23 protein-coding genes are annotated in these 21969 nt (G+C 69.3%); 7 read left to right on the top strand and 16 right to left on the bottom strand.

Features of this window, described 5'->3' with window-relative positions; genetic code table 11:
- Positions 1 to 594 carry a hypothetical protein gene (locus ACFWNN_RS06175; RefSeq protein ID WP_382438771.1) on the top strand — a complete coding sequence of 198 codons (594 nt, stop codon included), beginning with the start codon at positions 1 to 3 and terminating at the stop codon, positions 592 to 594.
- Between the two features lie 322 nt (positions 595 to 916).
- Here the strand turns inward: ACFWNN_RS06175 and ACFWNN_RS06170 are convergent, their stop codons facing one another.
- Entirely contained in the window at positions 917 to 1306 is a 390-nt protein-coding gene (locus ACFWNN_RS06170; RefSeq protein ID WP_382438770.1) for a helix-turn-helix domain-containing protein, read from the bottom strand.
- Positions 1307 to 1348: 42 nt separating this feature from the next.
- Here ACFWNN_RS06170 and ACFWNN_RS06165 point away from each other — a divergent pair, with 42 nt between their 5' ends.
- Entirely contained in the window at positions 1349 to 2158 is an 810-nt protein-coding gene (locus ACFWNN_RS06165; protein WP_382438769.1) for a class I SAM-dependent methyltransferase, read from the top strand.
- On the opposite strand, the gene hsaB is transcribed toward ACFWNN_RS06165, so the two are convergent.
- The 8 genes from hsaB to ACFWNN_RS06125 are packed head-to-tail and all read right to left on the bottom strand — an operon-like array spanning position 2144 to position 9682.
- Complete coding sequence (hsaB, locus tag ACFWNN_RS06160) at positions 2144 to 2710, bottom strand: 3-hydroxy-9,10-secoandrosta-1,3,5(10)-triene-9,17-dione monooxygenase reductase subunit (RefSeq protein ID WP_382438768.1); 567 nt, start codon at positions 2708 to 2710, stop codon at positions 2144 to 2146. The two genes, ACFWNN_RS06165 and hsaB, sit on opposite strands and share 15 nt — an antisense overlap.
- Positions 2710 to 3612, bottom strand: coding sequence for an iron-dependent extradiol dioxygenase HsaC (gene hsaC / locus ACFWNN_RS06155; RefSeq protein WP_382438767.1), 903 nt, complete (start codon positions 3610 to 3612; stop codon positions 2710 to 2712). The genes hsaB and hsaC overlap by 1 nt, the downstream gene beginning before the upstream one ends.
- Positions 3612 to 4421 carry a 4,5:9,10-diseco-3-hydroxy-5,9,17-trioxoandrosta-1(10),2-diene-4-oate hydrolase gene (gene hsaD / locus ACFWNN_RS06150; protein ID WP_382438766.1) on the bottom strand — a complete coding sequence of 270 codons (810 nt, stop codon included), beginning with the start codon at positions 4419 to 4421 and terminating at the stop codon, positions 3612 to 3614. The genes hsaC and hsaD overlap by 1 nt, the downstream gene beginning before the upstream one ends.
- Before the next feature lie 11 nt (positions 4422 to 4432).
- A complete protein-coding gene (gene hsaA, locus ACFWNN_RS06145; protein ID WP_382438765.1) occupies positions 4433 to 5599 on the bottom strand; it encodes a 3-hydroxy-9,10-secoandrosta-1,3,5(10)-triene-9,17-dione monooxygenase oxygenase subunit in 1167 nt (388 codons plus the stop codon).
- Positions 5596 to 6606 carry a 4-hydroxy-2-oxovalerate aldolase gene (gene dmpG / locus ACFWNN_RS06140; RefSeq protein ID WP_382438764.1) on the bottom strand — a complete coding sequence of 337 codons (1011 nt, stop codon included), beginning with the start codon at positions 6604 to 6606 and terminating at the stop codon, positions 5596 to 5598. Before dmpG ends, hsaA begins: the two co-directional genes overlap by 4 nt.
- Positions 6572 to 7450, bottom strand: a complete 879-nt coding sequence (locus ACFWNN_RS06135; RefSeq protein ID WP_382438763.1) for an acetaldehyde dehydrogenase (acetylating) — start codon at positions 7448 to 7450, stop codon at positions 6572 to 6574. Before ACFWNN_RS06135 ends, dmpG begins: the two co-directional genes overlap by 35 nt.
- 10 nt (positions 7451 to 7460) lie before the next feature.
- Positions 7461 to 8231 (bottom strand): 2-keto-4-pentenoate hydratase, encoded by a 771-nt coding sequence (locus ACFWNN_RS06130; protein ID WP_382438762.1) that lies wholly within the window; start codon positions 8229 to 8231, stop codon positions 7461 to 7463.
- Positions 8225 to 9682 (bottom strand): FAD-binding protein, encoded by a 1458-nt coding sequence (locus ACFWNN_RS06125; RefSeq protein ID WP_382438761.1) that lies wholly within the window; start codon positions 9680 to 9682, stop codon positions 8225 to 8227. Before ACFWNN_RS06125 ends, ACFWNN_RS06130 begins: the two co-directional genes overlap by 7 nt.
- 114 nt (positions 9683 to 9796) lie before the next feature.
- On the opposite strand from ACFWNN_RS06125, the gene ACFWNN_RS06120 reads away from it, so the two are divergent.
- Genes ACFWNN_RS06120 through ACFWNN_RS06100 form a run of 5 tightly spaced genes read left to right on the top strand, consistent with a single transcriptional unit; the run spans position 9797 to position 14537 of the window.
- Complete coding sequence (locus ACFWNN_RS06120) at positions 9797 to 11368, top strand: FAD-dependent oxidoreductase (protein WP_382438760.1); 1572 nt, start codon at positions 9797 to 9799, stop codon at positions 11366 to 11368.
- Entirely contained in the window at positions 11365 to 12501 is a 1137-nt protein-coding gene (locus ACFWNN_RS06115; RefSeq protein ID WP_382438759.1) for a Rieske 2Fe-2S domain-containing protein, read from the top strand. The genes ACFWNN_RS06120 and ACFWNN_RS06115 overlap by 4 nt, the downstream gene beginning before the upstream one ends.
- Positions 12498 to 12737: a hypothetical protein gene (locus ACFWNN_RS06110; protein ID WP_382438758.1), complete on the top strand. Its 240-nt coding sequence runs from the start codon at positions 12498 to 12500 to the stop codon at positions 12735 to 12737. The genes ACFWNN_RS06115 and ACFWNN_RS06110 overlap by 4 nt, the downstream gene beginning before the upstream one ends.
- The gene (locus ACFWNN_RS06105; RefSeq protein ID WP_382438757.1) at positions 12730 to 13698 is read left to right on the top strand and encodes a 2Fe-2S iron-sulfur cluster-binding protein; all 969 of its coding nucleotides are present in this window, start codon (positions 12730 to 12732) and stop codon (positions 13696 to 13698) included. Before ACFWNN_RS06110 ends, ACFWNN_RS06105 begins: the two co-directional genes overlap by 8 nt.
- Before the next feature lie 11 nt (positions 13699 to 13709).
- Complete coding sequence (locus ACFWNN_RS06100) at positions 13710 to 14537, top strand: MaoC/PaaZ C-terminal domain-containing protein (RefSeq protein ID WP_382438756.1); 828 nt, start codon at positions 13710 to 13712, stop codon at positions 14535 to 14537.
- Here ACFWNN_RS06100 and ACFWNN_RS06095 read toward each other — a convergent pair.
- Genes ACFWNN_RS06095 through ACFWNN_RS06065 form a run of 7 tightly spaced genes read right to left on the bottom strand, consistent with a single transcriptional unit; the run spans position 14524 to position 21881 of the window.
- Positions 14524 to 15480 (bottom strand): hypothetical protein, encoded by a 957-nt coding sequence (locus tag ACFWNN_RS06095; RefSeq protein ID WP_382438755.1) that lies wholly within the window; start codon positions 15478 to 15480, stop codon positions 14524 to 14526. The genes ACFWNN_RS06100 and ACFWNN_RS06095 overlap by 14 nt on opposite strands.
- Before the next feature lie 11 nt (positions 15481 to 15491).
- Positions 15492 to 16637 carry a lipid-transfer protein gene (locus ACFWNN_RS06090; RefSeq protein WP_382438754.1) on the bottom strand — a complete coding sequence of 382 codons (1146 nt, stop codon included), beginning with the start codon at positions 16635 to 16637 and terminating at the stop codon, positions 15492 to 15494.
- Complete coding sequence (locus ACFWNN_RS06085; RefSeq protein WP_382438753.1) at positions 16634 to 17017, bottom strand: MaoC family dehydratase; 384 nt, start codon at positions 17015 to 17017, stop codon at positions 16634 to 16636. The genes ACFWNN_RS06090 and ACFWNN_RS06085 overlap by 4 nt, the downstream gene beginning before the upstream one ends.
- On the bottom strand, positions 17004 to 17900 hold the full coding sequence (locus ACFWNN_RS06080; RefSeq protein ID WP_382438803.1) for a bifunctional MaoC family dehydratase N-terminal/OB-fold nucleic acid binding domain-containing protein: 897 nt from the start codon (positions 17898 to 17900) through the stop codon (positions 17004 to 17006). Before ACFWNN_RS06080 ends, ACFWNN_RS06085 begins: the two co-directional genes overlap by 14 nt.
- Positions 17900 to 19027, bottom strand: coding sequence for an acyl-CoA dehydrogenase family protein (locus ACFWNN_RS06075; RefSeq protein ID WP_382438752.1), 1128 nt, complete (start codon positions 19025 to 19027; stop codon positions 17900 to 17902). Before ACFWNN_RS06075 ends, ACFWNN_RS06080 begins: the two co-directional genes overlap by 1 nt.
- Positions 19017 to 19979, bottom strand: a complete 963-nt coding sequence (locus ACFWNN_RS06070) for an acyl-CoA dehydrogenase family protein (RefSeq protein WP_382438751.1) — start codon at positions 19977 to 19979, stop codon at positions 19017 to 19019. Before ACFWNN_RS06070 ends, ACFWNN_RS06075 begins: the two co-directional genes overlap by 11 nt.
- Positions 19980 to 21881 (bottom strand): acyl-CoA dehydrogenase family protein, encoded by a 1902-nt coding sequence (locus tag ACFWNN_RS06065; RefSeq protein ID WP_382438750.1) that lies wholly within the window; start codon positions 21879 to 21881, stop codon positions 19980 to 19982.
- Positions 21882 to 21969 lie beyond the last annotated feature (88 nt).

Here is a 21969-nt window from a genome sequence, read left to right as displayed (position 1 = left end):
GTGGACGCACAGACCTACGCAACGGTGACCGACCTCTGCACGCGACTGGCAGGCCGCCTACCGGACGACGTCCTGCGCTCCGCGCGCGAGGACTACTTCGGTGGCGAACCCGCACAAGCCGAGGCCACCCTGCTGCTGTCCATGGCACACGGCAACATCGGCCTGACCGCCGAGGAACGCACTCAAATGGCGTCCACTCTCGACGACCCACACGCACCGGACCTGGCCGCAGTCCCGAGAATTGCCGAGGTACCGCCGGTGCTCTACCGCTTCAGCGCCACCGCCCCGGCGAACGCACCAGACCCGACCAAGGCGGACCTCGTCCTGTCGACAGACGCGGCACGTCACGGAGGACACCGTCTGCGCCGCGCCTGGAGGGAACCACTGGACGGCGCGCCGGACCTGGCGAAGTGGGTGTACGTCCTCCAAACCTCCCCCAACGCCAACCTGCTAGGCGCCTTCTCGGGGCTCTCCGCACGCCTGTGGGTGGCCCTGAAGGAGAAGTGGCCACTGGAGGCAGTGGCAGACGGCAGGTCTCTACCGCCCTACCAGTCGGCAGCCATGACCGCGGCCACGACAATCTGGAGCCGCTAGGCGCACAGCCGCCCAACGCAATGCCGAAGGCGAGCCCGAACCTCCTGGGCGCACCACGGCAACCGGTAATGACGTGACGTACCAGCACAAACGCAACCACGCACAGACGAGATTGGGGCTTGACTTTGGGTGCGAGGTGCTACCTTCGCGGATCGGCCGGGCGCTTTTCAGCCCGGCTTTTAGAGGCCGACCAGCACCTCGCAAGGGCCCCGAAGTCAAGCCCCAATCTCTATCGTCGCGCAGCGGCGATGACTCGACCACGCTCGTCAAAGTCTTTGCACCAAACGCAACCACACAACAAAGGTGACAAACCGTCAGGCCCTCAAACCTGACCCAGCACCCGCCGGAACGACGGACACTCCATGTGGGACGCCGCCGGACAGGCCGCAGCATGCCTCAGGTCATCCCGCATCAACGTCAACTTCGAAATCGTCGCATCTAACTCATCAGCCTTGGCCGCCAACATCTCCCGATTCGGCGAAGGCCGACCATCAGGCGAGAACATCAACGTGATCTCGTCCAACGAGAACCCGGCCGTCCGGCACACCGCGATCAGGGCCAGCTGCTCCAGCACCCCCACCGAGAACACGCGGGTCAACCCCTGCCGCCGCACGGATGCGATCAGCCCGCGCTCCTCGTAGTACCGCAAGGTGGACGCCGGCACCCCGGACCGCCGGACCACTTCCCCGATGCCGATCTCAGGAACATCCACGACACTTGACCTCAAGCCGACTTGAAGTAGGACGGTAAGAGCATGACATCAGAGGCGAACAGCGCCCAGGCGGAGTGGTGGAACGCGGCCGGCGAGGGCTGGGCCAACGCACAGGACGTCGTAGGCCTCGTCCTGCAACCGTTCCAGGACACGCTGGTGGCCAGAGCAACCCAGCGCCCCCGCACCAGAGTCCTGGACGTGGGCTGCGGCACCGGCGCCGTGACCAGGGGAATCGCCGAGGCCACCAACGCGGAGTGCACCGGCGTGGACATCGCCGAGTCCATGCTCAAAGCGGCAGTACAACGCGGCGGTGCCGAGTACATCAGGGCGGACGCCCAGGTCCACACCTTCGACAGGCAGTTCGACCTCGTCGTGAGCCGGTTCGGGGTGATGTTCTTCGACGACACCACGGCCGCCTTCCGCAACCTGCTCAAAGCCACCACCCCGGGCGGCGAACTCTGTTTCGTCACCTGGCGCACCAGCGATGAGAACCCGTTCATGGCCACCGGCAGCAAGGCCGCGGCGCGGTACTTCCCCGACGCACCACCCCCGGACCCCGACGGCCCGGGCCCGAACCGGCTGGCCGACCCGGACAAGACACGCAGGATCCTCGAAGAAGCAGGGTGGACCAACGTGGCCATCGAACCGCTCGACCGCACCTGCACCATGCCCGAGAACCTGCTCACCACGTACCTCAGCAACCTGGGGCCCATCGCCCGCGCCATGAAGGAGGCCGAAGACCCCGGCAAGGTCATGAAGGAGGTCCGCAGCGCGTTCGACGGCTTCGTGCACGGCGACGAGGTGCGGATCCCCGGCGCCTGCTGGCAGGTCACCGCCTCAGCTCCACTCTGACTGGCGCTGCCACGTCAGCAGGTTGTCCAGCACCTCGCCGGACCACCCGCGCGGATCCAGTTCGGCGTGCGAGGCGTAGCGGCCGCGGTAGAACAGCAGCGGCTGCGTCTCGCGCACCGGTCCCAGCTCCACCACCGCGCCGACGACCATCACGTGGTCGCCGGCGTCGTGCACGACCGACACCTCGCAGTCGACCCAGGTCAACGCCCCGTCCAACACCGGAGCCCCGGTAGCGGAAGGCTTCCAGGAGATTCCGGCGAACTTGTCGGCGCCCGCGCGGCCGAACACGGTGGAGATCTCCCGCTGGTCCTCGGCCAGGACGTTCACGCAGAACGCGCCGGACGACGCCATCGCCGCCCAGCTGCGCGAAGTCCGTTGTGGACAGAACACGACCAGCGGCGGGTCCAGGGACAACGCCGCGAACGCCTGGCAGGCGAACCCGACCGGCCCTTCGGAGGACATACCGGTCACCACGGTCACGCCGGTGCAGAAGTGACCGAGAACGGAACGGTAGCGGGCCGCTACTTCTGACCGCACTACTTCTGACCGCATCATTTCCGGTGGCCAACGCTGAAATCGTGTCCCCACAGGCTCACCGCCGTGCTTTCCCGTGCGATCCAGTCCTCATCGGACACCTGCCGTCCTTCGCAGCCGAACTCGACGTCGAACCCGCCGGGCGTCTTCATGTAGAACGACAGCATCAGGTCGTTGACGTGCCTGCCCAGGGTCGCCGACATCGGCACCTTGCGCCGCAACGCCCGGTCCAGCGTCAGGCCCACGTCGTCGGTGTTCTCGACCTCGACCATCAGGTGCACGATCCCGCTCGGCGTCGGCATCGGCAGGAACGCGAGGCTGTGGTGCCGCGGGTTGCAGCCGAAGAACCGCAGCCACGCCGGCGGGCCGTCAGCAGGACGGCCGACGAACTGCGGGGGCAGCCGCATCGAGTCGCGCAACCGGAACCCGAGCACGTCGCGGTAGAACCGCAGCGCCGCCTCGTCGTCCGAAGTGGACAGCACGACGTGCCCGAGCCCTTGCTCCTCGGTCACGAACCGGTGCCCGTACGGCGACACCACGCGCCGATGCTCCAACGCCGCCCCGTGGAACACCTCCAGGACGTTCCCGGACGGGTCCGAGAACCGGATCAGCCCGGTCACCCGCCGCTCGGCGAGGTCCTCAGCGGTGCCCTCGACGTACGAGACACCCGCGGAGGCCAGCCGCTTGGCGACCTCCTCCAGCTCGGCCTCGGTGGCGGCCTCCCACCCGGAAGCCTGCAACCGGTCGGCCTCACCGGGCACGATCACCAGCCGCGCCGGGAAGTCGTCCATCCGCAGGTACAGCGCACCAGGAGTGGAGCCCTTGCCCTCCACCATCCCCAGCACCTTCAACGCGAACTCGCGCCACCGGTCCATGTCGGTGGCCTCGATGCGCAGATAGCCCAGCGACCGGATACCCATCACGCCTCCGTCAGGAAGTCGAGGGCGAGCCTGTTGAACTCGTCGAACTTCTCCAGCTGCGCCCAGTGCCCGCACCCGCCGAACACGTGCAGCTGCGCGCGCGGGATCAGCTTCGTCGCCAGCAACGCGCCGTCGAGCGGGTTGACCCGGTCCTCCCGGCCCCACACCAGCAGCACCCGTTGCCGCAGCTTGTACGCCTCACGCCAGAGCATGCCCTGCTCGAAGTCCGCGCCGGAGAACGACTTCCCCAACGCCACCATCGCGCGCAACGACTCCGGCCGGGACGCCGCCTCGAACCGTTCGTCGATCAGCTCCTCGGTGATCAGCGACTGGTCGAACACCATGATCCGCAGGAACTCCTCGATCTTCTCCCGCGTGGGCGTCCTGGCGAACGCGCTGAGCTTCCGCACGCCTTCGGTCGGGTCGGGCGAGAAGACGTTCAAGGACAACCCGCCCGGCCCCATCAACACGAGCCGCCCGGCCCGCTTCCCGTAATCGAGAGCGAACCGGACCGCCGTGCCGCCACCCAGCGAGTTGCCCAGGATGTGTGCCTGCGAGACGTCCAACGAGTCCAGCAGGTCGTTCAACGCCCGCGACGCGAAGGAGAAGTACTGGTCGTGCTCGGCCGGCTTGTCCGACGCCCCGTAGCCCGGCATGTCGACCGCCAGCACCCGGAACGACTTCGCGAACACCGGGATGTTGGCGCGGAAGTTGGAGAGAGCCGACGCACCGGGCCCGCCGCCGTGCAGCATGACCAGGGTTTCGGCGTTGTCGGCACCGGCTTCGTGGTAGTGCAACCGCACGCTCATGGAACGCCCCCTCAGAACAGCCCGTCGCGGACCTGGATGCCGAGCTCGTTCTTGCCGTACAGCACGAGCACCCGCTCCGGGTCGTTGCCCGCGTGCACCCGTGCGGCGTGCGCGTCGCGCCAGAACCGGGGCAACGGCAGCCCGGCGTTGATCGCCTTGCCGCCCGCGCTCTCGAAGAGCAGGTCGATCGCGCCGAGCGCCCGCCCGCTGCCGAGCACCTGGTCGCGCCGGGCCCGCAGGCGCAGGTCAAGCGGGATCCTCGTGCCGGCGACGGCGTGCTCCCACTCGTCGTTGATGTCCTTCTCCAGCGTCCACCACGCGACGTCGACGTCGGCCGCCGCCGTCGCGATCCGGACCTGCGCGAACGGATCCTCGACCGACTTCTCGCCCAGGTAGGCGGCCCGGACGCGCTCACGGGTCGCGTTGACGTGCAGCTCATAGGCACCGGTCGCCATGCCGATGATCGGCGCGGTGACCGCGTACGGGTGGATCGTCCCGTACGGCATGCGGAACAACGGCCCGGGATTGACCTCCTGGCCGGGACAGACGCACCTCGCGGTGTGCGACATGCTGAGCGCCCGGTAGTCCGGCACGAACACGTCGTTCACCACGATGTCGTTGCTGCCCGTGCCGCGCAGGCCGACCGTGTCCCACACGTCGTTGATCGTGTAGTCGGAGATCGGCAGCAGGAACGTGCGGAAGTCGATCGGCTTGCCCTCGTCGTTCATCACGAGGCCGCCGAGCAGCACCCACGTGGCGTGGTCGCAGCCCGACGAGAAGCTCCACTTGCCGCTGAACCGGAACCCGCCCTCGACGGCCGTCGCGCGACCCGTTGGCGCGTAAGAAGAAGAGATCCGGGTGTCCTGGTCCTCGCCGAACACCTCGTCCTGCGCCCGCACGTCGAACAGCCCCACGTGCCACGGGTGCACGCCCAGCACGGACGCGACCCAGCCCGTCGACCCGCACGCGCTGCCGATCAGGCGCACGGCGGTGTAGAAGTCGAGCGGGTGCGACTCGAAGCCGCCGTACCGCGCGGGTTGCAGCATCCGGAAGAACCCGGTCTCCTGCAACGCCTTCACCGACTCCGGCGGGACGCGACGCAGCTCCTCCGCCTCGGCCGCGCGGTCGGCCAGCGCGGGCAGCAGCTCGCGCACCTTGCCGAGGATTTCCTCGCTCATCGGACTTTCTCCCTGCTCAGCTCCAGTGCGATGTCGATCAGCTGGTCCTCCTGCCCGCCGACGAGCTTGCGCTCACCGGCCCGGACGAGGATCTGCGCGCCGGACACGCCGTAGCGTTGCGCCTGCGTGTACGCGTGTTTGAGGAAGCTGGAGTAGACGCCCGCGTACCCCATCATCAGCGCCATCCGGTCGAGCAGGCACTCCTCGGGCATGACGGGCCGCACGACGTCCTCGGCCGCGTCCACGATCTTGAAGAAGTCGACGCCGGTCTCGAACCCGAGCTTGTCGCACACCCCGACGAACGCCTCCAACGGCGTGTTTCCCGCTCCAGCACCGAATCCGCGCACGCTGCCGTCGATCTGGCGAGCACCCGCCCTGGCCGCGGCGACGGAGTTCGCGACGCTCAGCCCGAGGTTCTCGTGCCCGTGGAACCCGACCTGGGCGTCGTCTCCCAGCTCGGCCACCAACGCTTCGACACGCTCGGAAACCTGTTCCAGCACCAGGGCTCCGGCCGAGTCGACCACGTAGACGCACTGGCACCCGGCGTCCGCCATGATCCGCGCCTGCTTCGCCAACGCCTCGGGCGGCTGCGAGTGCGCCATCATCAGGAACCCGACGGTCTCCAGCCCGCGTTCCCGCGCCAGCTGGAAGTGCTGCACGGACACGTCGGCCTCGGTGCAGTGCGTGGCGATCCGCACGATCGAGGCGCCGTTGTCCTGCGACACCAGGATGTCGTCCTTCACGCCGACGCCCGGCAGCATCAGCACGGCGATCTTGGCCTGGGAAGCCGTCTCCACCGCGACCTTGATCAGCTCCTGCTCGGGCGTGTGGCTGAAGCCGTAGTTGAACGACGACCCGCCGAGCCCGTCGCCGTGCGTCACCTCGATCACCGGGACCCCGGCGCCGTCCAGTGCCGCCACGATCGAACGCACGTCCTCGGCCGTGAACTGATGGCGCTTGTGGTGCGAGCCGTCACGCAGTGACGTGTCGGTCAACCTGAGCTGCACGGGCGATCTCCTCCCCCACCTTGGTCGCGGCGGCCGTCATGATGTCGAGGTTTCCCGCGTACTCGGGGAGGAAGTCGCCCGCTCCCGCGACCTCCACGAAGATCGCCACGCGGCCCGCGTCGTACTGCGGCTCGCGCAGCAGCCGGAATCCCGGGACGTACGAACGGATGTCGGTCTCCATGCGCGCGATCGAGTCCGTGATCGGATCCGGATCGGTGTCCTCGGGGATCGCGCAGAAGATCGTGTCGCGCATGATCATCGGCGGGTCGGCGGGGTTCAGCACGATGATCGCCTTGCCCCGCTCGGCGCCGCCGATCGCCTCGATGCCACGGCTGGTCGTGCGGGTGAACTCGTCGATGTTCGCGCGCGTCCCCGGCCCGGCCGACACAGACGCGACGCTCGCGACGATCTCCGCGTACGACACCGGAACCACCCGCGACACCGCGTGCACCATGGGAATGGTGGCCTGGCCACCGCAGGTGATCAGGTTGATGTTGGGTGCGTCCGCGTGCTCGCCGAGGTTCACCGGCGGCACGACGTACGGCCCGACGGCGGCCGGCGTCAGGTCGATCGCCCGGATGCCCGCCTCGGCGTAGCGAGGCGCGTTGGCCCGGTGCACCGCCGCGGACGTCGCCTCGAACACGATGTCGGGCAGTTCGTCCTGACGCAGCAACCACTCCGCGCCCTCGACCGAGACCTCGAGCCCCAGGTCGGCCGCGCGCTTCAGTCCCTCGCTGGCCGGGTCGATCCCGATCATCCAGCGCGGGTCCAGCGCGTCCGAGCGCAGGAGCTTGTAGAGCAGGTCGGTGCCGATGTTGCCGGAGCCGACGATGGCCGCCTTCACCCAGTCACCCCTATTCGAACTTGAGGTCTACGGAGCCGAGTCCGGCGAACTCGGCGTGGAACTCGTCCCCTGGCCTGGCGTCGATGGCGCGCGTGCACGACCCGGGCAGCACGATGTCGCCCGCCAGCAACCGGACGCCGAAGCCCGCCACCTTCGACGCGAGCCACGCGACGGCGATCGCCGGATCGCCCAGCACGGCGTCACCGCGGCCCTCGGCGACCAGCTCACCGTTGCGCCGCAACGTGGCCGCGACCGCGCCGATGTCCAGTTCGGACGGACGGACGCGTTCGGAGCCGAGCATGAACCCCGCCGACGACGCGTTGTCCGCGATGGTGTCCTGCAGGCCGATCCGCCAGTTCTCGATCCGGCTGTCGATCAGCTCGATGGCCGGGGCGACGAACTCGGTCGCCTCCAGCACGTCCTCGACCGTGCAGCCCTCGCCCGGCAGGTCGCGGGCCAGCAGGAACGCGATCTCGACCTCGACGCGCGGGTACAGGTACGCGGAGGCGTCCGCGGTGCCGGCCAGCTGCATGTCGTCGAGCAGGTGGCCGTAGTCCGGTTCGTCGACGCCCATCATCTGCTGCATCGCCAGCGACGACAGCCCGACCTTGTGCCCGACGACGTCCCGGTTGCGGTGGCGGATGTTGAGCAGCTGGATCTCGTACGCGTCCACCACGTCGATCTCGGGATACAGCTCCACCAGCGGTTTGATGGGCACGCGGTCGCGTTCGGCCGCGCGCAGCAGCTCTGCTGCCGCCTCCCTGTTCTGGGTGGTCAGCACCTGGCCTCCTTCACGACGTGAGCACCGGCGCGACGGCCGGAGAAGACGCAGTCGGCGAGCGCCAACCCGCTGACGTAGGACTCCGAGCAGATCCCGACCGCCGACCGACCGGCCGCGTACAGGCCGGGAACCCCCTGCACCTGACCGGTGTCCTCGTCCACGACCAGTCCGCCGAGCGTGAGCATCGGGCACGGGTAGCCGAAGCCCGCGCGCACCGACACGTTGATCAACGAGTAGGGCGGCGTCCCGAACGGCTCGGGCGCCACGATCCCGGCCTTGCGGGCCACTTCCTCGATCGTCGGCGCGCTGACGAGTCCGCGTCCGAGCAGGTAGCGGACCTGCCAGCGCTGGAACGGCGCGGTCTGGGTCTTCACCTGGGCACGGGCCAGCTGGAGGATCTCGTCGTCGATCAGCAGCCACGCCTTGCCGCCGCGCTCGACGATCGCGCTGCCGTTGGCCGCGCCGTACAGCCGGGTGTCCCCGAACCGCTGCCCGGCGGAATCGACCAGGACCCCGCGTTGCAACGCGCTGGGCGGCGTGACGAACCGCCACACCGAGATCTTGTCCATCCGCGCGGTCTTCCCGCCGGCGGCGATGCCGAGCCTGATGCCGGCACCGTCGTCACCGGGCGTGCCCAGAGCGAGTCCGCCCCGGTGCGCCGGTGCGTTCTCGTGCACCAACGCCCGGTCCGCGATGAAACCACCGGCGGCGATGACCACGCCCTGCCCGGCGTGGACCACCACCGGCCGGCTGAACCGTTCGAGCCGCGCTGCCAGCCCGAACAGCCTCTTGCCCAGCGGCGGGTAGTAGAGCCACGGCTTCGCGCCCGCCCTGGACAACGCCTGGTGCAGCACGCGCCAGAACCCGGTCAGCGTCCGGCACCGCACACCCGTGACCCGTCCGTTCTCCTGCACGAGCTCCACGGCCCGGGTCTGCGGCATGATCCGCACGCCCGCGCGCCTGGTCGCCTCGGCCAGCCGGGCGAAGAACTCGCGGCCCGACGTGCCCTTCGCCCTGGTCCGGTGCCCGCGCGGCGCCGGATCGGGCCAGGCGTCCTCGCTGCCGGACAGGTACAGGTAGTGGTCGTCGGTCGGGTACGAGGTCTTGAACGGCGACACCCGCGCGTCGAACGGCACTCCCTGGTCCTCCAGCCAGGCCAGCATCGACGCGCTGTCCTCGCAAAACCTGCGCAGCGTCTCGGGAGACACCGCGTCCTGGACCTCGTGCTTCAGGTAGGAGTACATCGCGTCCACGGAATCAGCGACGCCTGCCTCGACCTGCTGCCGCGTCCCGCCACCCGCGTAGACGACACCGCCGGACAACGCCGTCGCGCCACCTCCGCCGAACCGGTCCAGCACCACCACGGACGCACCGGCCGCCGCGGCTTCGACGGCGGCGCACGCACCGGCCGCTCCGAAGCCGATGACGACCACGTCAGCGGTGACCTCCACGCAACCCTCCAGAAACAGGTTCTTGGTGAGTCGACTTGCCTGGAACTCCTACACCATAGCGCCAAACCGCCTCAGAACTATAACCTGTTCTAGTCTGACCTTCGGGGAGGTGCGATGTACGACGTGATCGTCGTCGGCAGTGGCGCGGCAGGCATGACAGCCGCGCTCTGCACCGCTCGGCACGGCCTCAAGACCGTGATCATCGAGAAGGCCGCGCACTTCGGCGGCTCGACCGCGCGGTCGGGCGGCGGCATCTGGGTGCCGGGCAACGCCGTGGTCGCGGGCAACGGCGTGCCCGACTCGTCCGAGCGCGCGAGCACCTACCTCGCGCACATCGCGCCCGAGACGCCGGCCGACCTGCGCGAGGCGTTCCTGAACGGCGGGCCGGAGATGCTCGCGTTCATCACCGAGCACACGCCGCTGAGGTTCCGCTGGGTGCGCGAGTACTCCGACTACTACCCGGAGGCGCCGGGCGGGCAGCCGCGCGGCCGTTCCGTCGAGCCGCTGCCGTTCAACGTCTCGCTGCTCGGCGAGGAGATCAAGAACCTCGAACCGCCGTACGTGCCGACGCCCGCGGGCATCGTGATCACCCAGACCGACTACAAGTGGCTGACGCTGATCGGACGCCACCCGCGCGGGATCGTCACCGCCGCCAAGGTGTTCGCGCGCCGGTTCCTGCCGGGCCGCCGCCTCACGATGGGCCAGGCGCTCTCGGCCGGGCTGCGGGCAGGACTGAAGGCGGCGAACGTCGAAATCCGGCTCAACACCGCTATGACAGACCTGCACTTCGAGAACGGCAAGGTCGCGGGCGTGCTCGTCGGCGACAAGCTGATCACGGCGAAGCACGTCGTGCTGGCGTCCGGCGGCTTCGAACACAACGAGCAGATGCGCAAGCAGCACCAGAACATCGGTACGGAGTGGACGGTCGGCGCGAAGGCCAACACCGGCGACGGCATCGAGGCCGGTCAACGAGCCGGAGCCGCGGTCGGGTTGATGGACGACGCCTGGTGGGGCCCGTCCGTGCCGCTGCCGCGCGGGCCGTTCTTCCTGCTCGCCGAACGGTCGCTGCCCGGCTGCGTGCTGGTCGACAAGACCGGGCGCCGGTTCGTGAACGAGGCAGCGCCCTACATCGACGTCGTCAACGCGATGACCGGCGACACCTGGCTCGTCTTCGACCACTCGTACCGCGGCCGCTACCCGTTCTGCGGAATCCCGCCGCGACGACCGCTCCCCCGGCGCTGGAAGGACTCCGTGCTGACCGCGACGAGCCTGGCAGAACTGGCCCAGCAAGCCGATCTGCCGGAGTTGACCGAGACCGTCCGGCACTTCAACACCCTGGCCGTGGACGGCAAGGACTCAGACTTCCAGCGCGGCGACAGCGCGTACGACCGCTACTACGGCGATCCGCGCAACAAGCCCAACCCCAACCTCGCACCACTGACCACCGGCCCGTTCTACGCGGTCAAGATCGTGCCCGGCGACCTCGGCACCAAGGGCGGCCTGCGCACCGACACCCGTGCCCGCGTGCTGCGCGAGGACGGTTCGGTGATCGACGGCCTGTACGCGGCGGGCAACACCAGCGCGTTCGTCATGGGCCACACCTACGCGGGCGCGGGCGCCACCCTCGGACCGGCGATGACGTTCGGATACCTCGCCGGCCTCGACATCTCTGGAGGAGAGCGATGACGCAGGACGGTGTGCGGACGATCGACGCGGGCGCGCCTCCGGCGAGGTTCGCGCGCGGCTGGCACTGCCTCGGCCTGGCGAGCGCGTTCCGCGACGGCAAACCCCACGCCATCGAGGCGTTCGGCACGAAGCTGGTGGTGTTCGCCTCCGAGGACGGGAAGATCAACGTCCTGGACGGGTACTGCCGGCACATGGGCGGCGACCTCACCCAGGGCACGATCAAGGGCAACAACATCGCCTGCCCGTTCCACGACTGGCGCTGGTCGGGCAACGGCAAGTGCGTCGACATCCCTTATGCCAAGCGGGTTCCACTGCGGGCGCGCACCCGGTCGTGGATCACGCTGGAGGAGAACAAGCAGCTCTTCGTGTGGAACGACCCGCAGGGCAACCCGCCGCCGGAGCACGTCACGATCCCGCGGATCGAGTCGGCGTTCAGCGACGAGTGGAGCAACTGGACCTGGGACTCGGTCGTGATCGACAACGCGAACTGCCGCGAGATCATCGACAACGTCGTCGACATGGCCCACTTCTTCTACATCCACTTCGCGTTCCCGACGTACTTCAAGAACGTGATGGAGGGCCACGTCGCCGCGCAGTACCTGACCACGCGCGGACGCCCGGACGTGGCGATGGGCTCGAACTACACGGGTGACGTCGAGGTGCGTTCGGAGGCCGCGTACTACGGGCCGTCCTACATGATCGACTACCTGTGGAACGACTACAAAGGTCTTGAGATCGAGACCGTGCTGATCAACTGCCACTACCCGATCTCGCCGACGTCGTTCCGGCTCCAGTGGGGCGCGATCGTGAAGAAACTGCCGGGTGTGGACGACGTGCACGCGGACAAGATCGCGGCGAAGTTCGCGCGCGGCATCGGGGTCGGGTTCCTGCAGGACGTGGAGATCTGGCAGAACAAGTCGCGCATCGACAACCCGTTGCTGTGCGAGGAGGACGGGCCGGTCTACCAGCTGCGCCGCTGGTACGAGCAGTTCTACGTCGACGTCGAGGACGTGTCCGACGACATGACGCGGCGCTTCGAGTTCGAGGTCGACACCAGCCGGGCCATCGAGGTCTGGGAGAAGGAGGTCGCCGAGAACCTCGCCAAGCAGCAACCGCAGGAGCAGGCGACGTGAGCGAGCGCGACGAGTTCCTGGTGGGCGGCATGGTCCCGGTGGGCTGCGACTGCGGGAACCGGGTGCTGGTGAAGAAGAACAGCCCGCAGCACACCTCGGTGCAGTGGCTCTCGGACACCTCGGCCTGCGTGGAGCTGTGCGGGTCGCGGTCCGCGCTGGTGCCGACGTGCCTGCGGTTGCGGGACAGCATCGAGAAGGCCGTGCGCGAGGGGACGCTGGAGGTCGCCGATGGCTGAGGTGCACCGGCTGCGGGTCGACGCCGTGATCGAGGAGACCGCCGACGCGCGTTCGTTCGTGCTGTCAGGGGCTTCCTTCGCGGTGAAGCCCGGGCAGTTCCTGACCGTGCGGGCCGGGGAGGTGGCGCGCTGCTACTCGTTGTCGAGCGCGCCGGGCGAGCCGTTGAAGATCACGGTGAAGCGGACTCCGGACGGCTACGGGTCGGTGTGGATGTGCTCTTCGCTCGCTGTCGGCATGGAACTGGACGTGCTGGCGCCGGCCGGGGTGTTCACGCCCGCGTCGCTGGACGGGTCGGTCGTGGCGTTCGCGGCCGGGAGCGGGATCACGCCGGTCATGTCGATCATCCGGTCGGTGTTGCTGCAGGGGTCCGGGCGGGTCTTCCTGTTCTACGCCAACCGGGACGAAGCCTCGGTGATCTTCGCCCGCGAGCTGGATCAGCTGGCTCGCGCGCATCCGGAACGGCTGACCGTCGTGCACTGGTTGGAGTCGGTGCAAGGACTGCCTTCGGTGGGCGGGTTGCGGGCGTTCGCGCGTTCCTGCGACGAGGCTTTCGTGTGCGGGCCCGGGCCGTTCATGGAGGCCGCGCGCAAGGCGTTGCACGACGTTCCGGTGGTGCACGTCGAGAAGTTCGTGTCGCTGTCGAGTGATCCGTTCTCCGACGATGTCGTGGCGGTCGACGACCGGCCGGACGCCGTGGTCGAGGTGTCGCTCGACGGCGCGGACCACCGGTTTCCGTGGCCCGCGCGGACGAAGCTGCTGGACCTGTTGCTGGAGAAGGGACTCGACGCGCCCTACTCGTGCCGGGAGGGTGCGTGCAGCGCGTGCGCGTGCCGGTTGGTCGAGGGCGAGGTCAAGATGCTCAACAACGACGTGCTCGACTCCGAGGACATCGCCGAGGGCATCGTGCTGGCGTGCCAGTCGGTTCCGGTCACGGACAACGTGAAGATCACCTACGAGTGAGGGGCGCCTGAATGCCGATCGATCCCGCCGTCGCCGTCGGGGCGGAGCTGCCCGAGGTCAAGTTCTCGTGGTCCGAGTCCGATGTTCTCCTGTACCACCTGGCGCTGGGCGCAGTGGAACTCCGGTACGTCTACGAGCAGGGGCTCCAGGTGCTGCCGACGTTCGGGGTGGTGGCACCGCGCTTCCACGAGACGGCCGCGCCCGTCGTGTCGTTCCCCGGCGTCGACATCGATCTCGCTCGGGTGCTGCACGGGACGCAGGAGATCACCGTGCACTCGCCGCTGCCGACGTCCGGTGAAGCCGTGCTGCGGACGCGGATCTCGGACGTGTGGGACAAGGGCAAGGCCGCGGTGATCGTGCAGGAGGCGACGGCTTTCGGTGCGGACGGGAATCCGCTGTACACGACCCGATCCAGCATCTTCGCCCGTGGTGAGGGCGGTTTCGGCGGGGAGCGCGGGCCTTCCGGCAAGGTCGAGGTGCCTTCGCGCGCACCGGACTTCGTGATCGAGACGCCTACTTTGCCGCAGCAGGCGTATTTGTACCGGTTGTGCGGCGACCGGAACCCGTTGCACGCGGATCCGGAGTTCGCTCAGCGCGCCGGGTTCGACGCGCCGATCCTGCACGGGCTGTGCACGTACGGGGTGGTGTGCCGGGCCGTGATCGACGCCGTGCTGGACGGGCCGGAGCAGGTGCGGTCGTTCGGGGCGAAGTTCGCCGGGGTGGTGTTCCCCGGCGAGACGCTGACCACGCGCGTGTGGCGGGACGGCTCTCAGCTGGTGCTGACGACGTTCGCCGGGGACCGTCCCGTGCTCGCGGACGCGGTGCTCAGCACGGCATGACGGCTTCGGCGCCTTCGTCCCAGCGCCACTCCGGCTGACTCCCGCTCAGGTGGACGCCGCCGATCCACCTGTCGACGCCGACGTGGTCGTTCCTGCCCGCGAGCACCAGCCTCCCGGCGTCGGTCACGCGCAGGCGGGTGTGGCGAGTGATCCGGTCGTCCGATGCGGTGAGCAGCGGGACAGGCGCGCGGGCCAGCCGTTCCATGATCAGGTAGCACCACGTGTCGCCGAGATAGGGGCGCGTTTCCCTGGCGGCGGCGCGGACGAACGCCTCACCCGCGTCGGTGGCCCCGCTCGCGACGGCGGCCAGCACCCGCCGTTCGGTGAGCGACAGTCCGTCCCGGGTGGACGGGAACTCGCGGCCGAGCCGGTCGAACGCCTCGCCGAGGAACCGCAGCTCGCCGCTGCGGCGGGCGGCGATCTCCCGGAGGCGGGCGGGAACGGGCGTCCGGAAGGCCGCCCACGCGTCCACGGCCAGCTCCAGCGCGTTCGGGGTCAGCACCGCGCACGCCTTCGTCGCGGGCAGCTCCCGCAACTGGTCCGCCGTCAGCTCGCCGAGGCCGCCGAACCGGGCGATGCCGGGGTACTCGCCGATGCAGATCAGCGTGATGCGCTCCGCCTCGACGCCCAGGCCGGCCAGCCGGTCGAGGATCTGGATGATCTGCAGCTGGTCGTACAGGTCGGCTTCGAACCACAGCACGTACTCGCCGTCCTTGGCCGCTGCCAGGACCCGGTCCCGCTCGGCGAACATCGCCAGGCCCTCCGCGCGGTCGTCGACGCCGCTCTCGGTCAGGAACCGCGCCCTGATCGCGCGCAGCTCCTCGGGCCCCACCGCGGGCACGGGGCCCTCGTGCAGCGAGTCACGCCAGTACAGGACGTGCTGCGCGAGTCCCGTGCCCGGCACGTCGGTGCTGTCGCCGTTGCTCACGTGCAACGCGGTCATGGTCAGGCAGTCTAGGCCTCCCCGCCCAGCACGAGGCCGCTCGTCGGGACGCCGGTACCGGCGGTGACCAGGACGTGCTCGACGTCCTCGACCTGGTTCACCGCGGTGCCGCGGAGCTGCCTCACACCCTCGGCGATGCCGTTCATGCCGTGCAGGTAAGCCTCACCGAGCTGGCCGCCGTGGGGATTGAGCGGGAGTGAGCCGTCCAGTTCGAGGGCGCCCGTCCTGATGAAGTCCTTGGCCTCTCCCCTGCCGCAGAAGCCCAGTTCTTCGAGTTGGACCAGCACGAACGGGGTGAAGTGGTCGTAGAGCACAGCGACGTCCACATCGGACGGTCCGATGCCCGACTTCTCCCAGAGTCCCCTGGCCACCACGCCCATCTCGGGCAGCCTGGTCAGGTCGTCGCGGTAGTAGCTGGTCATCGTGAACTGGTCGACGCTGCTGCCCTGGGTGGCCGCTTTCACGTGCGCGGCCTTGTTCGGCAGGTCGCGTGCCCGTTCCTCGCTGGTCACGACGAGGGCGACGCCGCCGTCGCTCTCCTGGCAGCAGTCGAGGAGCCGGAGCGGTTCGGCGATCCACTTCGACGCCTGGTGGTCGTCGAGGGTGATCGGCCGGTTGTGGAACCACGCGTTGGGGTTCGTGGCGGCGTGCTTGCGGTCGATCACGGCGATGCGACCGAAGTCCTCGCTCGTCGCGCCGTACTCGTGCATGTACCGGCGGGCGAACATCGCGACCATCGCGGCCGGGGTGCCGAGGCCCATCGGGTACGACCAGCTGTTGTCGATGTTGGCCGCGGCCGCCGTCTGCACCTGCCCGAAGCGGTGCCCGGACCGCTCGTTGAACGCCCGGTAGCAGACCACGACCTTCGCCGCGCCCGTCTCGACGGCCATCGCCGCCTGCTGGACGGTCGCGCACGCCGCGCCGCCGCCGTAGTGGACGCGGCTGAAGAACGTCAGCTCCGGGATGCCCAGCTCGCGGGCGACGGCGATCTCGGCGTTGGTGTCCATGGTGAAGCTGACCAGGCCGTCCACATCGGACGGCTGGAGGCCGGCGTCTTCCAGCGCCGCCCTGACCGCCTCGGCGGCGAGCTGGAGCTCGCTGCGGCCCGAGTCCTTGGAGAAGTCGGTGGCGCCGATCCCGACGATGGCGGCGTTCACGCGGGCACCTCGATCTTCACGGTTCCGGTGACGTGGTCGCCGTGGTCGGTCCTGCCGACGACCTCGATGGTCAGGTCCTGCTGTTCCCTGCCGACCACCTGGCCGAAGAACTTCAGCGTGTCGTAGGCGTAGCAGGGCGCGCCGAGCTTGATGTTCACCTGCCGCACCAGGACGTGCGGTCCCGCCCAGTCGGTGACGTAGCGCTGCACCAGGCCGGTGGTGGTGAGGATGTTGATGAAGATGTCCTTGGAGCCGCGCTGGACCGCCAGGTCGCGGTCGTGGTGGACGTCCTGGAAGTCGCGGGTGGCCAGCGCGGTGCTGATCACGAACGTCGGGGTGGCCTCCACGTGCCACTCGGGCAGGGCGTCACCGATCCGCACGGGGCCTCCAGCTCGGCATGGTCAGGTCGTCGTCGACCTTGGTGAACACGACCTCGACGCGTTGCCCGACGCTGGGCTCGCCGTCGAACTCGCCCAGCATCCGCACGCCCTCGTCCAGTTCGACCAGGGCGATCACGAACGGGGTCTGCTTGCCCGGCACCTGCGGGTGGTGGTGCACGACGTAGCTGTAGATGACGCCGTGGCCCTCCGAGACGAGGTACTTCGGTTTGGTGGCACCGCATTCCGGGCACATCGGGCCCGGTGGGTGCCGCAGCAGGCCGCAGCCGCCGCAGCGTTGGATGCGCAGCTCGCCCTGACGGGTGCCTTCCCAGAAGTACTCGGTGTCGCGGTTGACGGAAGGGCGGATGGCCTGGGGTGTCGGAGGTTCGGCCTTCGGCTCGGATGGTGCGGCGGGAACGTTGGCGGGCTTGAACTTCAGCACGCGGAACCGCATCTCCGCGACGGCCTCGTCGCCCACCCACCAGGTGCTGCGGGTCGTCACGAACCAGCCCTCGCCGAGGCCCGTCCGCTTCGGCCCGGTCACGTCCTCCAGGCTCGTCGTCACCGACAGCTGCTCCCCCACCTTGAGATACCGGTGGTAGGTCTGGTCGGAGTTGGTGGCGACCACCGAGGTGTACCCGGCCTCGTCCAGCACGGTCATCATCGCGCCGAGCGGGTCGTCGAGGGTCCGCTGGCCGTGCAGGCCCGCCATCGTCCACACCTGGACCATCGCGGGCGGCGCGACCTCGGTGTAGCCGGGGTGCTCGTCGCCGATGGCCTCCAGCCAGTTGTTGATCATCGGCAGGTTGACCGGGTCGCGGGCCAGCCGGGGTGCGCACTCGCCCTGTTCGGCGATGCGGGCGGCCTCCTTCTCGATGTCGATCATCGCACCACCCGTGGCAGTCCCAGTCCGATGTTGGCGATCAGCTCGCGTTGGATCTCCTGCACGCCGCCGCCGAACGTCAGCACGAGGTTGCGCCTCGCCTGAACGTCGAGCCAGCGCACCAGTTCGGTGTCCGCGCCGTGGCGGCCGACGAGCTCTTCGAGGAGCCTGCCGATGCGCTGGGTGCGGTCGGCGGCGAACACCTTGGTGGCACTCGCGTCCGCGACCTCCAGCTCACCACTCGCGACCTGCCAGTTGAGCAGCTCGTTCACGCGGTGGACGGCTCGCGCTTCGGCCAGCGCCCGGCGCACGTCCGGTTCGTCGAGGAGGCCGCGTTCGGACGCCCAGCCGTGGACGCGTTCGATCAACGCGCCGATGCGGCCGGACGGGCCGAGCATCACGCGTTCGTGGTTGAGCTGGGTGGTGATCAGGCGCCAGCCCTTGTTCTCCTCGCCGACGCGGCGGGACTCGGGCACGCGCACGTCGTTGTAGTAGGTGGCGTTGACGTGGTGGGCGCCGTCGCACGTGATGATGGGCGTCCACGAGTAGCCGGGGTCGGTCGTGTCGACGATCAGGATCGTGATGCCCTTGTGCCGCGAGTCCGGCGCACCCGTCCGGCAGGCCAGCCACACGTAGTCGGCGTCGTGGCCGCCGGTCGTGAAGGTCTTCTGGCCGTTGACGACGTACCCGTCGTCGGTGCGGACCGCCTTGGTGCGCAACGCGGCCAGGTCGGTGCCGGCGTCCGGTTCGGTGTAGCCGATGGCGAAGTGCAGGTCGCCGCTGAGGATCTTCGGGAGGAAGAAGTCCTTCTGCTCCTGGGTTCCGTACGTCTGCAGCGTCGGGCCGACGGTCTGCAACGTCACGTACGGCAACGGCACGTCCGCGCGCGCCGCCTCGTTGACGAAGATCTGCTGCTCCACCGGGCCGAAGCCCAGGCCGCCGTACTCGACGGGCCAGCCGACGCCGAGCCTGCCGTCCCGGCCCAGCCTGCTCACGAGATCCCGGTAGACGCTGCCGTGGCGTTCGGTGAGCATCGCCTCGCGTTCGGCGTCGGACATGACCTGCGCGAAGTACTCGCGCAGCTCGTCGCGCAGCTTGCGCTGGTCGGCGGTGAGATCAACGAACATCGATGGCCCCCAAGCGGTGCTCCACTCCGCCGACGAACCGCGTCAGCTCCTTGGCCATGCCGTAGTAGCGGTGCATCGGGTAGGTGACGTCGAGCCCGAGTCCGCCGTGCAGGTGGTGGCAGTTGTGCACGGCCGGCAACGCCTCGGCCGCGAGCCAGTAGGCCGCCGTGTCGAGGTCGGTGTCGTCGAGGCTCCAGGCGGCGGTCAGCGCGGCCAGGTGCAGGGTCCGGGAGGCGATGTAGACGTCGGCGACCAGGGCCGCGGCGCTCTGGAAGGTGGCGAGGGGCTTGCCGAACTGGTGGCGGGTGCCGACGTGCCGCACGGTCAGGTCGAGGGCCCCGGCCAGCACGCCGTCGGCCACCGCGCAGGCACCGGCCAGCGCGAACCGCCGGAGGTCGGCTTCCGCGCCCGCCAACGGTTCACCGCGAGCGTTCTCCAGGGTCACGGTTCCGTCCGAAGTGGACACACCCGGTTGTGCCGGGTCCACGACGAAGACCCCGCTGTCGGTGCTCACCAGGATCCGCACCGCCTCGGACGCGTACGGCACGTTGATCTTCACGCCGGTGATGCCGTCCGGGCCCGAAGTCGTCCGGGGCAGATCCGGCAACGGCCGGGACGGCTCGCTCAACGCCGCCGTCAGCACCCCATGCTGCTCGGTCACCAACGGCAGCAAGGCATCCTGCTGTGTCTCAGTCCCGTACCTCACGATCGGCAACACGCCCAGCGCCAGCGTGGCCAGCGCGGGTACGTCGACCGCCCGTCTGCCGACCTCGGTGAGCAGCACGGCCGTCTCCAGCACGCCGAGCCCGTCGCCACCGAGTCGTTCCGGAACAGCGAGGGCCAGCAACCCCGCCTCCCCCAACGCCTTCCAGGGGGTGTCGCTCTCCCTGCCCAGCACGTCGGCCGCCAGCGCGGCGATCTCCTGCTGGGTCTCGTCGAGCTGGAAATCCATCTAGGGCTCCCTCGGTAGACCGAGAATCCGTTCACCAGCGAGGTTCATCAGCACCTGCGTCGTCCCGCCCGCGATGCTCAGGCACCGCGACAGCAGGAACTCGTACATCAACGGCCCCTCGACGGCGGCGTCCGGACCGAGCAGCTCGACCGCGAACTCCGCCACGTCCTGCCGTTGCCGCACACCGGCGAGCTTGCGCACGCTCGACTCCGCGCCCGGTTCCTGCCCGCTCAGCACCCGCAGGCTCGCCCGCAGGTCCAGCACGGACACCGCGAGTCCCTGCGCCACCAACGCACCCAGCCGTTCGGCGTGGTCAGCGGCGGCGGCCGACTTGAGGATCTGTTCGAGAGGCTCGCCCAGCGCCGAGCCCATCGCTACGCGTTCGTTCGCGAGCGTCGTGCGGGCGAGCCGCCAGCCGTCGCCGGGCTCGCCGACCACGCACGAGTCGGGCACGAACACACCGTCCAGGAAGACCTCGTTGAACCGCGCGTCCCCCGTGATCTCCCGCAGCGGCCGCACGTCCACGCCGTCCGAGCGCATGTCGACCAGGAAGTACGTGATGCCCTTGTGCTTCGGCACGCCGGAGTCGGTGCGGGCCAGGCAGATCGCCCAGTCGGCCTCGTGCGCGAGCGACGTCCACACCTTCTGCCCGGTGAGCCGCCAGCCGCCGTCGACCCGTTCTGCCTTGGTGCGCAACGAAGCGAGGTCCGAGCCCGCCTCCGGTTCGCTGAACAGCTGGCACCAGGTCAGCTCGCCGCTCAGCGTCGGCGGCACGAACCGTTCCTGCTGCTCGGCGGTCCCGTGCCGGAGGATCGTCGGCCCCGCCCAGCCACCGATGATCAGGTCCGGCCGCCGCACCCCGGCCCGGGCGAACTCGCTGTCGATCACCAGCTGCCGCGCCTGGTCGGCGTCCTGCCCGTACGGCGCGGGCCAGCCCGGCACCAGATAACCACCGCGAGCCAGCTGTTCCCGTTGCCCGGCGGGGTCCAGTCCGGCGATCTCCTCGGCGAACGCCCGCACCTCGAGGTCCGACTCGACCTGCACGGCCAGCGACCGCCGTGCGCCTGCCAGCGCCAGCGCCGCGACCCGGCGACGCCAGTGCGCCACCCCGCCCGCGAGCTGCTGCAACGCCAACGCCCGCCGCAGGTACCGGTGCGCGTCGTGCTCCCAGGTGAACCCGATGCCGCCCAGCACCTGGATGCAGTCCTTGGCGTTGCGCACGGCCGCGTCGAACGCCACAGAGCCCGCCACCGCCGCCGCCAGCGGGTGTTCGTCCTCCCCGACCGACCGCGCCGCGTCCCAGGCCACCGACGACGCCTGCTCAGCACGGCACAGCATCTCGACGCAGAGGTGCTTCACGGCCTGGAACGACCCGATGACACGCCCGAACTGCTGCCGCTGTTTCGCGTACTCCACGGCGGTGTTCAGGCACCACGCGGCCACCCCGCTCGCCTCCGCGGCCATCAGCGTCACGGCGAGGTCCGTCGGGTCGGCGATCACGTCTCCGGGCACGTCCACGCGCACCGAGCCGAGCGAACGTGAGTGGTCCACGGATTCCAGTGGTGTCACCGAGACCCGCGCCGCCGGCACGAGCATCCAGTTGTCCGTTTTGACCAGCAGGTGCGTCGCTTCGGCGGCACCGACCACCTGGTGGGACGAGAACCCGAAACCGGCGATCCCGTCGAAGTCGGGGAACAGCACCGACACCAGCGCCGTGGGCAGCAACGGCCCCGGCACCAGGTTCTCGGCCGCCCGCTCCAGCATCACCGCGAGATCGGCGACCGTACCGCCCTCCCGCGTCACCTCGAAGAACCCGACCTTGACGAGATCAGCCCACTCGGCCCCGGCGGCGTCCACGCTGTCGCGCAATGCGCGCTGGTCCCCGGTCGTGGCGATCGGCATGCGGCCTCCTCCAGTACGTGAAGAAGTTTATAGAACGTGTTCTATTTCCGGCAACAGATCATGGCCGCCAAACCGATCGAGTATGATG

Origin of the sequence: Lentzea sp. NPDC058450 (genome assembly GCF_042721395.1) — a bacterium.
Classification (GTDB): Bacteria; Actinomycetota; Actinomycetes; order Mycobacteriales; family Pseudonocardiaceae; genus Lentzea.
This window is presented reverse-complemented; position numbering and strand designations above follow the sequence as displayed.